Source organism: Luteibacter anthropi (genome assembly GCF_023699965.1).
Taxonomy (GTDB): Bacteria; Pseudomonadota; Gammaproteobacteria; order Xanthomonadales; family Rhodanobacteraceae; genus Luteibacter; species Luteibacter anthropi.
Genome location: NZ_CP077072.1, coordinates 3,159,686 through 3,176,373 on the forward strand (window position 1 = coordinate 3,159,686; position 16,688 = coordinate 3,176,373).

The 16,688-nt window shown below is 65.1% G+C and carries 11 protein-coding genes; 7 read left to right on the forward strand and 4 right to left on the reverse strand.

Going from position 1 to position 16,688, the window contains the following annotated elements; all coding sequences use genetic code 11:
• Positions 1–175 precede the first annotated feature (175 nt).
• From agaR to KR767_RS13775, 3 genes are read right to left on the reverse strand one after another with little or no spacing between them, the layout of a single operon-like run.
• Positions 176–979: a transcriptional repressor AgaR gene (gene agaR / locus KR767_RS13765; RefSeq protein WP_166949262.1), complete on the reverse strand. Its 804-nt coding sequence runs from the start codon at positions 977–979 to the stop codon at positions 176–178.
• A 9-nt stretch (positions 980–988) separates the two neighbouring features.
• Complete coding sequence (locus KR767_RS13770) at positions 989–2,215, reverse strand: amidohydrolase family protein (protein WP_250876676.1); 1,227 nt, start codon at positions 2,213–2,215, stop codon at positions 989–991.
• 10 nt (positions 2,216–2,225) lie between these two features.
• On the reverse strand, positions 2,226–3,131 hold the full coding sequence (locus KR767_RS13775) for a class I fructose-bisphosphate aldolase (RefSeq protein ID WP_166949264.1): 906 nt from the start codon (positions 3,129–3,131) through the stop codon (positions 2,226–2,228).
• Positions 3,132–3,209: 78 nt separating this feature from the next.
• Here KR767_RS13775 and KR767_RS13780 point away from each other — a divergent pair, with 78 nt between their 5' ends.
• The 6 genes from KR767_RS13780 (at position 3,210) to KR767_RS13805 (ending at position 13,190) form a co-directional block, all read left to right on the forward strand.
• The gene (locus KR767_RS13780) at positions 3,210–4,394 is read left to right on the forward strand and encodes an SIS domain-containing protein (protein WP_166949265.1); all 1,185 of its coding nucleotides are present in this window, start codon (positions 3,210–3,212) and stop codon (positions 4,392–4,394) included.
• A complete protein-coding gene (locus KR767_RS13785) occupies positions 4,391–5,320 on the forward strand; it encodes a carbohydrate kinase family protein (protein ID WP_250876677.1) in 930 nt (309 codons plus the stop codon). The genes KR767_RS13780 and KR767_RS13785 overlap by 4 nt, the downstream gene beginning before the upstream one ends.
• Positions 5,317–6,240, forward strand: a complete 924-nt coding sequence (locus KR767_RS13790) for a 1-phosphofructokinase family hexose kinase (protein ID WP_250876678.1) — start codon at positions 5,317–5,319, stop codon at positions 6,238–6,240. The genes KR767_RS13785 and KR767_RS13790 overlap by 4 nt, the downstream gene beginning before the upstream one ends.
• A gap of 22 nt (positions 6,241–6,262) precedes the next feature.
• On the forward strand, positions 6,263–8,221 hold the full coding sequence (locus tag KR767_RS13795; protein ID WP_250876679.1) for an enterotoxin: 1,959 nt from the start codon (positions 6,263–6,265) through the stop codon (positions 8,219–8,221).
• A gap of 130 nt (positions 8,222–8,351) precedes the next feature.
• Positions 8,352–11,345, forward strand: a complete 2,994-nt coding sequence (locus tag KR767_RS13800; protein ID WP_250876680.1) for a TonB-dependent receptor domain-containing protein — start codon at positions 8,352–8,354, stop codon at positions 11,343–11,345.
• A 12-nt stretch (positions 11,346–11,357) separates the two neighbouring features.
• The gene (locus KR767_RS13805; protein ID WP_250876681.1) at positions 11,358–13,190 is read left to right on the forward strand and encodes a glycoside hydrolase family 35 protein; all 1,833 of its coding nucleotides are present in this window, start codon (positions 11,358–11,360) and stop codon (positions 13,188–13,190) included.
• A gap of 173 nt (positions 13,191–13,363) precedes the next feature.
• Here KR767_RS13805 and KR767_RS13810 read toward each other — a convergent pair whose 3' ends face one another.
• Positions 13,364–14,971 (reverse strand): ABC-F family ATP-binding cassette domain-containing protein, encoded by a 1,608-nt coding sequence (locus KR767_RS13810; RefSeq protein ID WP_250876682.1) that lies wholly within the window; start codon positions 14,969–14,971, stop codon positions 13,364–13,366.
• Positions 14,972–15,359: 388 nt separating this feature from the next.
• Here KR767_RS13810 and KR767_RS13815 point away from each other — a divergent pair, with 388 nt between their 5' ends.
• Positions 15,360–16,679 (forward strand): ABC transporter permease, encoded by a 1,320-nt coding sequence (locus KR767_RS13815; RefSeq protein ID WP_250876683.1) that lies wholly within the window; start codon positions 15,360–15,362, stop codon positions 16,677–16,679.
• Positions 16,680–16,688 lie beyond the last annotated feature (9 nt).

A 16,688-nucleotide genomic window follows, 5' to 3' on the forward strand; every position in this document is an offset into this window, starting at 1 on the left:
ACGCGAGGCCGTAAGGCGAGCCCTTCCTACGCAGCGAAGCCTCCAAAGGCTGCTTTACTACGGAGCGTCCATCGCCGATGCGATCGGCTCCCGCCCCTTCGGTAGGTTCCCCCTCGGTAGGAAGGCCCCTTATTCGGAGATGCCGCGTATCAAACGGTCGCGCGCAGGCGCGCTCCTACACAAGGACGACTTCTACGTGTTGGTCGCGGAGGGAGGCTACGTGGGTCTTGCTGGCGCTGGTGTCGGTGATGATGACGTCCAGGTCGGCGATGGGGGCGATCACCGCGAGGCTGCGCTGGCCGAGCTTGCTGGAGTCGCAGACGGCCACCACCTCGCGTGAGGCCTTCACCATCATCGCGTTGAGCGAGGCTTCCTGCGGGTCGGGTGTGGTCACGCCGACGGTGGCGTCGAGCCCGTCTACGCCGAGGAACAGGCGGTCGGCCGAAAGGCGGGATAGGGCGCGTTCGGCATCCAGGCCCACCAGGGAGTACGACGTCTGCCGCAACATGCCGCCCAGCATCATCACGCGGACGCTGGGCAGGCCGCTCAGTTCCAGTGCGATATTGAGCGCATTGGTGATGACCGTGAGCGAGCCCCACTTGCGCTGGCGGATGCAGCGCGCGATCTCCACCGTGGTGGAGCCCGAGTCGAGGATGATCGTCTCGCCATCGCCGATCATCCGCGCGGCGGCCTCGCCGATACGGCGCTTCTCTGCCAGCCGGCGGGTTTCCTTGATCGGAAGCGGCGTGTCCTGCTGGGAAGCGTCCTGCGGCACGGCGCCGCCGTGCGAACGCTTGAGCAGGCCGGCCAGTTCCAGGGCTTCGAGATCACCGCGTACCGTCACGGCAGATACGCCATAGCGGCTGACGAGGTCATCGACGGTGACCCGGCCTTCCTGGCGTACCCGGTCGACGATGGCGCGTCGCCGTTCCTCGATCAGCAGCTTGGTGGGGCGCGTCGTTCCGCGTCGTTCGGTCATGTCGTGGTTTCAGTCCAGGCGCAGCAGGCGCGCGGCGTTGTCGTGGTACACCTTGCGCAGGATAGCCGAAGACAGGCCCAGGCCGTAGATCGACCAACGCCCCTGGGGCGGCGAGGCCGATGGCGCGTAGTCGAAATACTCGTCTTCGGTTTCGAGGAAGCGATAGTAGATCTCGTAAAGCTCGTCGCAGAGCAGCTGCTGCGGCACCGAATCGCCATAAGGCGGCGGCACCGCATCCGTGCCGAAAAGCACGCGATCCTGATAGCGCTCGATGAAGGCACGGCTGCGCCTGGGCTGGCGTCCCAGTTCACCGATGCGCGCGCTGATGTCCACCATGGTGTTCGGATAGCGGGCCAGGGTGGCTTCCAGGTCATCCAGCCGTTCGCCCTGGTTGCCCACGTGCAACAGCACGAAGGTGGTGCGTGGATGGCGTTCGATCACGCGGTCGCGCGCGGCCATGAGCTGGGCATGGCTGGGATAGTCGGCGCCGTAGAACGACCAGTCCGGATGCTGGGCCAGTTCCTCGTAGCGCTCGTTGTGCCGGTCGGTGGGTGTGAAGAACGCCAGCGGATCGGCCGTGTGCAGGAACACGGGCAGGCCGAAGGCGGCACAGGTTTCCCACATGGGATCGAAGCGGTGATCGTCGAGGCCCACCAGCGCGCCGCTGTCGATGCCTTCGCGCAGATACAGGCCGAGTGTCTTCAGGAGCTTCAGTCCGCAGGCACCTGCCAGCGCGGCATGTTCCAGTGCATCGGCTTGCAGGGCAGGGTAGTTGCCCTCGCCGAACAGATGAAACGACGGTTCCGTCATGGTGAGGAAGCGCCCCGGTGCGGCATGGTTGAAGCGGGCGATGGAGTCTTCCAGCCCCCGGCCTACGCCGCCGGTAAGGTTCACCATGCAGCGGATGTGCTTGCGGTCCATCAGGGGCAGCAGCGCGGCCGGGTCGGCGAACTGCAGCATGTCTTCGCCAAGCGACACGCCGCCGCGCGTGTTGCGCATCCATGTGAGATGGGTATGCACGTCGATCACGGGGAAGCGTGGCACCTCCACGCGAGTGGCCGTGCCGCCGAGCATGCTGCGAGGGGCGAAATCCACCAGGCGCAGGTCGGCGGCGACGGGCGCCGTTTCGAGCGGGTTCTTTCCGGAGGCCCGTGCCGCCTCCGCCTGTGCTTTGGACACAGGCGGGGAACAGCACAGACAGCCGGCCCAGGCTTCGTCGTGGCGCTCGTCGGTCACTGGCCGGTTCCTATCGCGGATAACGCTTCATGATCTCATGCACCTGGCGGGTGAGCGCCACGGCCTGCTCGAACGGACGCAGCCACATGTTGCGGCCGAACATCACGCCCGTGGCACCCGACTGCATGTAGAACTCCACCTTGCGCAGCACGGCCGCGTCGTCGTCGTTCTTCTCGCCACCGGAGAACAGCACGATGGTGCGGCCCGCCGAGCGGACCACGCGCGACGTACGTGCCGCTGCGTCTTCGACCAGCGTGTCGTAGGGCGCAGGAGCGCCGTCACGACGATCGTCCGGCTCGTGCAGCTTCACGATGTCGGCACCTACTTCCAGGGCCACGCGCGCAGCGTAATCCTGCGCATAGAGCGAACCCTTGCCGCCCTTCGCGTCGATGGCCGAACCGCGCGGATACGACCACAGCACCAGCGGCATGCCGTAGCGGTCGCAGTCTTCGCGTACCTGACGCAGCTGGCGCAGTTCGTCGTGCTGACGGGGCGAGCCCACGTAGAGCGTATAGCCCACGGCATCGGCGCCCAGGCGCACGGCGTCTTCCACCGAGGCGAACTGCGGCGAGGTTGCATCGCCGTCACCGGCGATATTGGTCTTGCCGTTGAGCTTCAGGATGAGCGGCACGCGGCCGGCATGCTGGCCCATGTACTTGGTGGCCAGGCCGATGCCCAGCGCGATGGCGGAAAAGCCACCGGCCTCGGCCAGGCGGAACTGGTAGGTCGGGTCGAGGGCGGGCGGATGGGGGAAGAAATCGGTGGGACCATGCTCCAGGCCCTGGTCCAGTGGCAGCACCAGAAGGGTGCCGTTGCCCGGGCCATGGCCGTAGAGAATGCGTTGCAGGCGGGTCCGCTTGCCGGGGGGCAGGTCGAGGTTCGCGAGCGTGGGGGTTTCGGTCGAAAAGGCTTGCATGTCGGTTTTCCTCGGATATACCCTGCAATCGTAAGTTTCGTTATCTTTCGTTTTTAAGCGTACCGAAGTCAAGCCCAAATGACAGTCCAACCTCAACATGTGGTTCCCGAACTCGCCGCGCTGCGTGCTGCGCCCGAGGCCCGCCAGCGTGAGCTGGGCTATGCCGACACCCTGCGCGAGATTCTCCAGCAGCCTGCCACATGGCGGGTTACGGCCGGTTCGCAGGCCGTCGCGCACCGTGAGCTGATCGAGCGCGTGCTGGCGTTCCGCCCCGAGCACGTGGTCATCACCGGCTCGGGCAGCTCGGTGTATGTCGGCGAGGCGGTGGCCCCCGTGCTCCAGGCCGAGCTTGGCGTGCCCGTGCGTGCCATCCCGGCCGGCGACCTGCTCACGCACCGCGTGGGCGTGCTGGCCGAGGGGCGTGGCCTGCTCGTGTCCATCGCCCGCTCGGGTAATAGTCCCGAAAGCGTCGGCGCCGTGGATGCGGTGCTTACCCATGCGCCGGCATGGCACCACCTTGCCATCACCTGCAACGCAGACGGGGCCCTGGCTACGCGCTACACCGACGACCGGCGCGTGGATGCCATCGTGCTCGACGAGCGCACCAACGACCGCAGCCTGGTGATGACCAGCAGTTTCACCAACATGCTGCTGGCCGCCAGTGAAGTGGCGCCGGGTGCCGCCGCCCCGGCCGACGGCGTGGCGGCACTGGCCGAGCGCGTGGTCGATATCTATGCCGACGCCCTGGCGTCCATGGCCTCCAGCGGGCGCGACACCGCCGTGTATCTCGGCAGTGCCGGCGCATTCGGTGCTGCGCGCGAAGCGGCGCTGAAGATGCTGGAAATGAGTGGCGGCGACACCGTGACTCTCGCCGAAACCTTCCTCGGCTTCCGCCATGGCCCCATGGCGTGGCTCAACCGCAAGGGTCTGCTTGTGGCCTTCCTGTCGGGAGATGTCGCGACGCGCGCCTACGAAAGCGACCTGCTGCGCGAACTCAACGCCAAGAACCTGGGCGCCACGCGTGTCGTGGTGGGACAGGACATCGACCCCGAACTCGTCGGCGCGTCCGGTCTTGCGATCGATCTGCCGGGCCTCTACGACCTGCCGCCTGCACAGCAGTTGCTCGTGCATACCTTCGTGGGCCAGTGGCTGGCCTTCTTCCGCTGTCTCCAACTCGGCCACAAGCCGGATACGCCGTCCGAAGGCGTGCTGACGCGCGTGGTGGGCGAATTCGCGCTGCATATTCCGGAGGCGGACGCGTGAAGCCCGTCCTCGTTGCCGGCGAACTCAACGTCGACCTGATCCTGACGGGCATGGACAGCCCGCCGGTATTCGGCGGAGAGATCCTGGCCAGCGGCCTGTGCCAGACGCCCGGCAGCTCGTCGATGATCTGCGCGATGGGGCTGGCACGGCTGGGTGCTCCGGTGCGCTTCGTGGGCCGCGTGGGCGGCGACGAGCGCGGACGTTATTGCACCGAAGCCCTGGGACGTGCAGGCATCGACGCCTCGGGCGTGATTATCGATCCGTGGCTTGAAACCGGTCTCACCATAGCGCTGTCGTCGGCGCGCGACCGCGCGCTGGTGACCTATCCCGGCGCGATCGCGGCATTGAAGGCGGAAGATGTAAACGACGCTTCGTTGCAGGATGCCTCGCACCTGCACGTGTCGTCGTATTTTCTTCAGCGTCGCTTGCGCGAAGGGCTTGCCCACCTGATAGCCCGTGCGCGACTGGCGGGCCTCAGCGTTTCGCTCGATCCGGGTTACGACCCCGAAGGCCTCTGGCAGGCGGGCATCCGCGATGTGTTGCCCCTGGTCGATATCTTCCTGCCCAACGAGGTGGAGGCGCTGGCGATCACGGGTGCCGCTGACGTAGAGACCGCATTGCGTGAACTGGCGGCGTTGTGCCCGACGGTTGTCGTGAAAACCGGTGCCAAGGGGTGTATCGGCATTGACGAGGATGGCGAAATCCATCGTGTGTCTGCCTTCACCGTCAAGGCAATGGATACCACGGGGGCGGGCGACAGCTTCGACGCCGGTTTCCTGCACGCGTGGCTCAACAGCCGCCCCCTCGACGAATGCATGCGCTGGGGGGCGGCCTGCGGTGCGCTGTCCACGCGCGCACTGGGCGGCACGCCAGGCCAGGCCGATGAGGCCGAGGTGCGCTCGATGCTCGCTGGTGTGACGGCATGATCACGGTCGCGGGGTTCAACAGCGCCATCGATCGCACGATCGACCTGGATGCGTTGCGACCCGGCGAAGTGCAGCGTGCCCGTGATGCGGTGGCGCGCCCCGGCGGCAAGGGCGTGCACGTGGCGCAGACCATTGCCGCCCTTGGCGTTCCCTGCACCCTGGTGGGTCTTTGCGATACCGCGAATGCACGATGGTTCGAGGAATGGCTTGCCATTCGTGGCGTACGTTTTCGTGGCGTGCATACGACCACGGCGCTGCGCCAGTGTCTCGCCCTTCGCGAGGCGGACGGTCGCATGACCGAAATCCTCGAAGCCGGTCATGATCCGGGCGAAGATGTGCGTCTCGTGCTCGACCAGACCTTGCGTCACTGGCTGGCCGAGGCCATGGCGCTGGTGTGCACCGGCAGCCTGCCACAAGGTTATTGCACCGATTACTACGCTGCCCTGGCGCGTGACGCCGTAGTGCCTTGCTTTGTTGATGCCAGCGGTGCGGCGCTTCGTGCAGCGGCGAATGCATCGCCCTTCCTGCTCAAACCCAATGCGCAGGAAGCCGGCGAACTGGTCGGCTGTCCCGTAGGCGATGGCGACGCAGCGGCCAACGTCGTTCGCGACCTCAGGGATCGTGGCGTCAGGCATCCGGTCGTGACGCTGGGCGGGCAGGGCGCCGTGGGTGGCGACGGCAGTGGCATATGGCACGCACGTCTGGATGTGGATGGCGTGCGCAATGCGGTCGGTTCGGGCGATTGCTTCCTGGCCGGCATGGTTGTCGCGCTGATGCGCGGCGAAGGGATGGACGAGGCACTGCGCCTTGCAGTGGCCTGCGGCGCGGCAAACGCGCTGGGCGACGAAACGGGATACGTGAAGATGGATACGGTGCGCGAGCTGTTGCCGCGCGTGCGTATCCGTCGCATCGATCGATAGAACCACAGCGGGAGAAGACACGATGGGGAAGGCAAGTCAGGGGCTGCGTTTGCTGGTGGCGGCCTGCGCCATGGCGCTGGCATCCACGGCGGGTGCGGAGGACTTCGGCAAGGGCGGCATGTCGGTGCGCTGGACGCTCGATGACGGACATCTGGGCGATGTGGTGGTCACCGACCGGATCAACGCGCGCGAACTGCCGGTCACGCTGCCGTTCCAGATCACGCTGGCCGACGACAAGGTGCTTGGTCCGAAGGATTTCCATCTGGACGGCAGGATCGTCGAAAGCACCCTGCGTGCCGACCCGAAAGCCTCCCGCGCAGCGGAACGCCTGCCGGGCAAGGTAGCCAGGGTCAGCTTCACCGACGCCGAAGGACGCTTCCGCATCGACCTGTCATGGGTGCAGCGCGACGGTTCCGACTATCTGCGCGAGATCGTCACCATCACGGCGCTGCGCGCCGACGAACCGATCCGTCGCGTCGACCTGCTCGGTGCGAAGGTGACCGACTCCGAAGTACTGGGTTCGGTGGACGGCTCCCCGGTGGTCTCGGGCCACGACTGGTTCGGTTTCGAGAACCCATTGTCGAAGAGCCAGGTACGCGGCGGCACGCAAGTGCAGCTCTGGGTCGAGCGCGAACTGCCCTTGCGCAAGGGCCAGTCCGTGACGTATTCGGCAGCCGTGGGTGCTACCCACGACAACCAGTTGCGCCGTGACTTCCTCACCTATATCGAGCGCGAACGCGCCCATCCGTATCGCACCTTCCTGCATTACAACTCCTGGTACGACATCGGCTACTTCACGCCGTACACGGCCGACCAGGCGGTGGAACGCATCAACACCTTCGGCAACGAACTGGTGACGAAGCGCGGCGTGAAGATCGATTCCTTCCTGTTCGATGATGGCTGGGACGATCGCAGCGGCAGCTGGTCCTTCAGCAAGGACTTCCCGAACGGCTTCCATCCGCTGGCCGAAGCGGCGAAAAAGTACGGCGCAGCGCCCGGCATGTGGCTATCGCCCTGGGGTGGCTATGGTCCGCCGGCGAAGGAGCGCGCGAAGCGTGCGGGTGACGCTGGCTACGAGATCGTGGACCACGGCATGGCCTTGTCGGGGCCGAAGTACTACCAGCGTTTCCACGACGTCACGATGAACCTCGTGAAAGAACAGGGCATCAACCAGTTCAAGTTCGACGGCACCGGCAACGCCAACAAGGTGTTCCCGGGCAGCGTGTTCGACAGCGACTTCGATGCCGCGATCCACCTCATCGACGACCTGCGTGCGGCAAAGCCCGACCTCTTCATCAACCTCACCACCGGTACGCTGGCCTCGCCGTTCTGGCTGCTCTATGCCGACTCGATCTGGCGCGATGGCGAGGATGACGAGCTGACCGGCGTCGGCAGCAAGCGCGAGCGCTGGATCACCTACCGGGATCGCGAGACGTTCCACAACATCGTGGAGAAAGGCCCGCTGTTTCCTCTGAATTCGCTGATGCTGCACGGAATCATCTACGCCCGCGAGAATCGCAAGCTCAATGCCGATCCGGGGCATGACTTCGCCAACGAAGTGCATTCGTACTTCGGCAGCGGCACGGCCTTGCAGGAGCTTTACATCACCCCCGACCTGCTCACGCCGCAGGACTGGGACACGCTGGCCGAAGCCGCGCGCTGGTCGCGCGACAACGCCGGTGTGCTGCGCGACACGCACTGGGTCGGCGGCGATCCCGGACGCCTCGACGTCTACGGCTGGGCGTCGTGGACGCCGGCCAAGGCCATCCTCACCTTGCGTAATCCTTCCGACAAGCTGCAGCTGGCCGTGATCGACCTCGACCGCCAGCTGGAACTGCCGCCCGACGCGAAGCGCCGGTTCCAGGCGCACAGCCCGTGGAAGGCCGATGCCGGCCAGCCCGCGCTGGCGCTGGATGCCGACAAGCCACAGACGATCACGCTCCAACCGTTCCAGGTACTCACGCTGGAACTGACGCCGTAGCACCGCGCTCCCGGTTCCGGGAGCGCATCCATCGCTGGCTCATCGCAACGCGGGGGAGACGCCGCGGTGGGCCGGCTTTTGCCTCGATCCGGCCAGGGCGACCGGGGCAACCACACTGGGGAGACAAACGATGAGGTACCGCAAGTGTAGGCTCGCGCTGATGATCGCGATGGGGTTGGGCGCGGGGGGCGCCTTTGCACAGTCCACCACCGGCAGCATTGCCGGCCAGGTGGCGCCGGGAGCCGGCGACAGCGTACATATCGAAAGCGATACGGGATTCCAGCGCGACGTGCCGGTGGATGCCCGTGGGCGTTATGCCATTCCACAGCTGCCGCTGGGCAGCTACACCGTGACGCTGCGCAAGGGCGGCAACGCCGTGCAGTCACGGGGCAACGTGAGCCTGCGCGTGGGTGTTGCCACGGATGTGTCCTTCCAGGCGCAAGCCGCGCAGAACCTCGAAGGCGTGGCGGTATCCGCCAATGCCACGCCGCCCATCGACGTGACCAGCGTGGATTCGCGCACGGTCATCACCTCGCAGCAGATGGCACGCCTGCCGCTGGGCTTTTCCGCCGAATCGGTGGCGCGGCTTGCACCGGGTGTCGTCGGCAATGCCGGTGGCTTCACCAGTGACACGGGCAATTCGCTGATCAGCTTCGGCGGCTCGGCGGCCAACGAGAACGCGTATTACATCAACGGTTTCAACACGACCGATCCCTTGCAGTCGGCCGGCGGCCTCACGCTGCCGTATGGCTCCATCGAGCAGGAGCAGGTGTATACCGGCGGCTACAGTGCGCAGTACGGTCGCTCGGACGGCGGCGTGCTGAACATGGTGGGCAAGCGCGGCAGCAATGAGTGGCATTTCGGCGGCAAGCTGAGCTGGGACCCGGCCTCGCTACGTGCGTCCTACAACAACACGTATTACCAGAACGGTCTGCCGCCCGTGCCCGTGGCAGGCTCGCTGTATGTGCCGCGCAGCCGTAACAGCACCTGGAACACGGTATATGACGCCTACGTGGGCGGCCCCCTCATCAAGGACAAGCTGTTCTTCTTCGCCAGCGCGGAAATGGCGAAGAGCGAAGGCACCCGACTGGGCGACGTGACCTCCACCAGCCCCTATACGTCGTACACGTACAAGATGCCCAAGTGGTACGGCAAGCTGGACTGGAACATCGACGATAACAACATCCTCGAACTCACCGGCGCCGCCAACAAACGCCAGACCAGCGGCGATATCTACCGCTACGACTACAACGCCTTGCGTCGTGGTGACCTGCTCGGCCAGTCGGACGAAACCAAGCGCGGCGGTACGCTGTGGACCGCGAAATACACCGGTTATCTCACCGATTCGCTCACGCTGTCCGCGCAGTACGGCAAGATGCGCACGACGAACTTCGTGCAGCCCGTGGGCTACAACCCGGGGCTGACCTATATCAGCGGCACGCAGAACCAGAACCCGCTGTATACCGGTGGCTCGCCGCGCACCATGGGCCAGACCACGTCGAGCATCTACGATCCCGGGCAGGGCAACCGTTCGTCCAACCTGCGCGTGTCGCTGGCCTGGGCCATTGGTGACCACACCATCACGGCCGGCATCGACAACCTCGATTCCCAGGCCGTGGACCAGGGATCGAGGACGGCCGGCCCCGGCTACTCCTGGTCATACGGCTACACGGCCAATCCGGGTAACGGGCTCGCGCCGAAGCTGGGCGTGGGAGCACCTTCGGCATTCCCGAACGGTGCCGGCGGTTACTACGTGATGAAAAACGTTTCGTACGCGGTGGCCAGCGTGCGCTCGCGGCAGCGGGCGCAATACCTGGAAGACCAGTGGCAGGTGAACGACCGCCTGCTGTTGTCGCTGGGCCTGCGCAACGACCAGTTCACCAACTACAACGCCAACGGCCAGGCCTATATCGCGCAGACCAAGCCGCAATGGGCGCCGCGCCTGGGATTCAGCTGGGACGTGAACGGCGATGCCTCGTTCAAGGTGTACGGCAACGTGGGCCGCTACTTCCTGGGCTCGCCGCTGGCGCCGGCCCTGAGCGCAGCCGGTGCGTATACCAGCACCACGCAATACTTCACCTACTCGGGTATCACGCCGGATGGCATCCCGACGGGACTGACGCCGATGTCCGGCCCCGTCTCGGCGAACAACGCCTTCGGCGTGCTGCCCGACCCGCGCACGGTCACCGCCAAGGGACTCAAGTCGGAATACCAGGACGAATACATGCTCGGCTTCAGCAAGAGCGTGGGCGATCAGTGGGTGTACGGCGCGAAGCTCTCGCGTCGCGTGCTGCGTACCGCCATCGACGACTTCTGCGACGTGGATCGGATCAAGGATGCGGCACGCGCCCAGGGTGTGCAGGCGGCGTCGGTCAACAGCTGCTATCTCATCAACGGCGGGGCGGGCAACACCTTCGTGGTGCTGGACGCGGCCGGTGCGGCGCATGACGTGAAGCTGACCCGCGATGAGCTTGGCTTCCCGAAAGTGAAGCGCAACTACTATGCGCTGGACACGTTCTTCGAGCATCCCTTCGACGGCAAGTGGTACGGTCGCGTCGATTACACCTTCTCGCGCAGCTACGGCAACACGGAAGGCCTGACGCAGTCGAACGTGCAGTCCGATGGGCCGTCGCAGTCGGAAGACTGGGACTTCGCCTCGCTCATGGTGTACAGCGGCGGCTTGCAGGGCAACAACCACAAGCATCAGTTGAAATTGTATGGCTATTACCAGTTCACCCCAGAGTGGCTGGTGTCCGCCAACCTGTCGCTGATCTCGGGAAGCCCTGCGGTGTGCCTGGGCCTGTTCGGTCCGGACAACACCGATCCGTCCGGCTACAACTCCAACTACCACTTCTGCAATGGCCGTCCGGCGCCCCCGGGATCGACCGGCAACATGCCCTGGCAGCGCCAGCTGGACCTGGGCGTGAAGTATGCGCCAGCCTTTGCGGACAACAAGCTCGGCTTCCACCTCGATATCTTCAATGTGACCAACAACCAGGTGGCGCTCAACCTCAACCCGCACTATTACCTGGACGCGACAGCCTCGCCGAATCCGTTGTACCGTACGCCGCTGGTCCTGCAGGACCCGCGTTACGTCCGTTTCTCGGTTACGTACGACTACTAGGGGAGTCAAGCGATGAAGGGTGGGGTGGTGAGCGTGCTGGCTGGCATGGCGCTGGCTATGGCCATGCCGTCGTGGGCGGGGTCGCCGCTGGCGATCGATGGCGATCATTTCGTGCGTGACGGCAAGCCCTGGCTGGTTCGTTCGGGCGAGATGCATTACCCGCGCATTCCGCACGAAGCCTGGCGCGATCGCCTGCGCAAGGCGAAGGCCATGGGCCTCAATACGATCACCACCTATGCCTTCTGGAACGTCAACGAACCGGAGCCCGGGAAGTTCGACTTCTCGGGCGACGGCGACATCGCCTCCTTCATTCGCATCGCGAAAGAGGAAGGGCTCGATGTGATCCTGCGCCCGGGCCCCTATGTGTGCGCCGAATGGGATTTCGGTGGCTTCCCTGCGTGGTTGCTGCGTACTCCGGGCCTGCGGGTGCGTAGCTACGATCCGCGTTTTCTTGCGGCCACGGATGCATGGTTCAAGCGGCTGCATCAGGAACTGGAACCCCTGTTGTCCAGCCACGGCGGCAACATCGTGATGGTGCAGGTGGAGAACGAGTACGGTTCCTACGGTGAAGACCGTGACTACCTCGAAGCCATCCACAAACAGATCGTGGCCGCGGGCTTCGATGTGCCCCTGTTCATGTCGAACGGGCCGGGTCCGGGACGCATGGAGCCGGGTACATTGCCGGGCCTGCTGCCGGTGATCAATTTCGACGGCGATGCGGCCGATGCGAAACAAGCCTTCGACGAGTCCGCGCCATATCTGGCCGGTCACCCGAAGATGACCGGTGAATACTGGTCGGGGTGGTACGACCGCTGGGGCGAGCCGCACCAGACCCGCACGGCCGCCGTAGCCACCAGCGCCGTGGGCTGGTTCATCGAGAACAACGTGTCGTTCAACCTGTACATGGTCGACGGTGGCACCAACTTCGGCTGGATGGCCGGCGCCAACGAGGAAAACCACGTCTACAGGCCGGTGACCACCAGCTACGACTACGATGCGCCCATCGACGAGGCGGGGCGTCTTACGCCGAAGTACATGGCGTTGCGCAAGCTCATCGGCGCGCACCTGAATCCGGGAGAGACGCTGGCGAAGCTGCCGGCGTCGTCGCCGACCATGGCCATTGCGTCGTTCAAGCTCGACACGTCGGTATCGTTGCTGGATGCGCTGCCTGTCTTGTCGAAGCCGCAGTCATCGGTGCGTGTGCGTTCGATGGAGGCTTTTGGACAAAACCATGGCCTGATCCTGTATCGCAAGCGCCTGGATACGAACGTCACGGGTAAGCTCGATCTTGGCCCGGTCCGCGATCTGGCGACGGTGCTGGTCGATGGCGAGCCGCGTGGCACGCTGGATCGTCGCCTCGATCAGCGCACCCTCGACACACCGTTGAAGTCGGGCGATACGCTCGACCTGCTGGTGGAGAACATGGGTCGGGTGAATTTCGGCTCCGCGGTGCCGGATGAGTACAAGGGCCTGCGCCACGAGGTGACCATCGGCAAGGACACCTTGTCGAACTGGCAGGTGTATCCGCTGCCGTTGAACGACCTGTCGGCGCTGCCGTTCCATCCGGGCACGGACGCGAAGGGACCGCGATTCCTGCATGGTGGCTTTGAGCTGGCGAAGGTTGCCGGCGGGAGTTTCCTCGACATGCGTGCGGGTTCGCAGGGGCACGTGTGGATCAACGGGCATCACCTCGGGCGCTACTGGAACATCGGCCCGCAACAGACGCTGTTCGTTCCCGCCGAGTGGTTGCGCAAGGGTCACAACGATGTGGTGGTGTTGGAGATGGGGGCCAGGGGGCCCGCCGATCTCGCCGGCCTGACTGATCCCATTTTCGCTACCCACTGAAGACATTCCCGGCGAAAACCGGTCGCGCGCGAGGCGCGCTCCTACAAGGCGCATGCGCCGGTCGCGCGCGAGGCGCGCTCCTACAGGGAGATTTGTAGGAGCGCGCCTTGCGCGCGACAGCAGCGGGCGACTGAAGCCATGCGCATCACGCTCGATAACGCCTGACCCGCACATCAAACCACCACCACCCTGCAGCCATGACTCCCCAACTCAAGCCGGTGCGTCAACCCGATACGCTCAAGAAACACATCATCATGCGACACGACGACCAGCGTCCCGTCGTACTGACGAAGCATCTCCTCCAGCGCCTCGATGGCCGGCAGGTCAAGATGGTTCCCCGGCTCATCCAGCAACAATAAACGAACCGGCGGATCCGCCAGGATGCCGCGCGCAAGACACGCTGCAAGCCGCTGCCCGCCACTCAATGCCCCCGACGGTGCGGTGGCAGCATGCGCATCGATCCCCATCAGCGCCAGACGACTGCGCAGCGCGCCTTCATCCATGCCGGGCTGCTCCCCCATCACGGTGTCGACGAGCGACCTGTCAGGATCAAGGCCCTCCATATGCTGGTCCAGCCACGCCATGGGCACGGCCACGTGACAGGTGCCGCTGACTGGCCGGAGCTGGCCTGCCAGCACACGCAGCAAGGTGGACTTGCCCGAACCGTTGCTACCGACCAGCCCGATACGCTGGCCGGCCTGTATCGTCAGCGAGATCCGCTGCGGAGCACCGCGAAGATAGGGTAGTTCCACGTCGTCCAGCACGGCGACGCGTTGCGGACCACTCTCCGTCACCGTTGCCGTCATGTGCAATGCAGGGCGTTGATCCACCCGCGCAGCCGCATCGCGCACCCGCTGGTCCAGCGCTTCACGACTGCGCTCGTTCTGCACACGCAGGCGAGCGGTGGAATGCTCGGCCTGCTCCTTTCGTCGCCCGAGCAGGATGGGAGCCTGATTGGCTTCCTTTCCGTCTTTCGTACCGCGTGCCTGACGTCGCTCGGCCCGTTCGTTGCGCTCGCGCAGCCATCGTTCTTCGCGTCGGCGCTCTGCCTTGCGCTGGGTCAGCTGTGTCAACGCGGTGTCGCGCTCTGCATCCCGGGCCTGGGCGTAATCGTCGTAGTTGCCGCCGTAGACACGCAATCCATGCCCTGACAACTCGACGATGCGCTCCATGCGTCGCAGCAGGGTACGGTCATGACTGACGACGATCAGGCCTTGTTTCCACTCGGCAAGGCGTTCAAGAAGGGCCTGACGCGATGCCCGGTCGAGATGATTGCTCGGCTCGTCGAGAATCAGCATGTCGGCACCTGACAGGAACGCGCCGGCCAGGGCGACGCGCGTGGCTTCGCCGCCACTGAGTGACGTCGCCGGAGTGTTGCCGTGGAGATAGCCAAGGCCATGCCGCCCCAGTTCGTCATCGAGACGACGCAAGCCATTCCATTGATCGCCCACGGCATCGAAGTCGGCAGGGTCGGTGCTTCCCGCTTCGATACGGGCCAGTGCGCGCAGGATCACGCCCTGGCCGGCGATATCCGCAACGGTGAGTCCCGGGTCGCGAGGTATGTCCTGTGCGAGGTAATGCACCGCGCCATGCGCCACGATGCGGCCGCTCGTGGGCACGAGCAGGCCACCCAGCAGACGCGCGAGCACGCTCTTGCCGACGCCGTTGCGTCCGACGAGGCCGGTAGGCGCGGTATCGAAGGAGAGATCCAGTCCGCTGAACAGCGAGCGGCCATCTGGCAATACAAAAGAGACGCTGTCGAGCGTCAGGAGAGTCGTCATGCGATGAATTCCAGGGATGCGAAAAGACGCCCGCGAGGGCGGACTTCCTGGCCGTAGAAAACGGCGGCATCACTGGCGCATCGGACGAGTTCCTCTATGGGAAGGATGGTGGCGGGATGGTACCACGCAGGCGCTGCCGCCCTGGTGGGTGCCGCGGTTGCCCGTGTCCCGCCTGGATGGTGTTCCTGTCCGTCACCCGTCCGTAGGTTGTCCGCGGACAGCTTCCCGCCCCGGCCCGTGCCGAGGAAAAACGGCGCATGGCAGGGCTCAACGCCGATGGCCCGCTATTTGCTAGACGCTCAGGGGGCGGGCAGACACAGGCAGGCACGCCCGTCAGGGGAGGCCCCGCGGAAGCGGGGGCAACATCGGCACGTAAAGGAATGACTGCATGTTTGGCTATTACCTGCATCTTGCATTGCGCAGTCTCAAGCGAAGCCCGGGGCTTACGGCGCTCATGATCATCGCCATCGCGTTCGGCGTGGGGGCATCGATGACGACGTACTCGGTCTTCCGTGCAGTGTCGGGCGATCCGATTCCCTGGAAATCGTCGCGGCTCTTCGTGCCGCAGATCGACGCATGGGGCCCGCAGGCGCGGACCGATGGCTCGACGGAGCCACCGACCGCCATGGGCTATATCGATGCCATGGCCTTGATGAAGGACCACCGTGCGCAGGCGCAGTCCGCCATGTATGCCATCTCGCCGTCGGTCGTGCCGCCCGGCGGCGGCAGCCATCCGTTGAACGTCAGTGGTCATGCCGTTTTCGGTGAATTCTTCCCCATGGTCGATGCCCCCTTCCTGTTCGGTAGTGGATGGAGTGCTGCCGACGATAGCCAGCGAGCCACGGTCGCCGTGATCAGCAGCAAGCTGAACCAGAAACTGTTTGGCGGAAAGAACAGCGTCGGGATGGCGATCAGCGTGGAGGGCAAGGACTATCGCGTCGTGGGCGTGCTGAAAGACTGGAACCCGCAGCCGCGCTTCTACGATGTGGTGAACACAGGCGGTTTTACCAGCAGGCTGGATGAGATATTCGTGCCGTTCGAGCGCGCCATCGAGTCCAACCTGCCCAATGCGGGCAATACGAATTGCATGGAGCCCGCCAAGGAACCCGGTTTTGCAGGCCTGCTACGCTCGTCCTGTGCGTGGATTCCGTTCATGGTGCAGCTTGATGATGCGACTGCCGTCTCAGCGTATCGCGATTACCTGGACAGCTATGCGCGCAACCAGAAACAGGCAGGTCGCTTTGCCTGGGCGCCGAACAATCGGCTTCGCGACATCCCGGCGTGGCTGGAGTGGCAGCAGGTGGCTCCCAGGGATACGAAGGTGTCCCTGATGGTGGCGGTCGGGTTGTTGGTGGTGTGCCTGATCAATACGGTGGGTCTGCTGCTCGCGAAGTTCCTGCGTCGCAGTGGCGAGATCGGTGTCCGGCGTGCGCTTGGTGCGCCGCGCAGGGCGATCTATGCCCAGTTCCTTACCGAGGCCGGCATGATCGGCATCGCCGGAGGCTTGCTTGGCCTCGTACTGACCGGCGTGGGTGTCCTTGGCGTGGGCTGGGTGCTGCCCAGCAATATCGCCGTGCTGGCCCGGCTCGATGTCGGCCTGCTGGCCTGGACCATGCTCGTGGCGCTGGTTGCCGCCCTCGTGGCCGGTGTCTATCCGACCTTCCGCGCCTCGCGCGTCCAGCCTGCCTTGCAGCTCAAGTCGAACTAGGGGATTTCC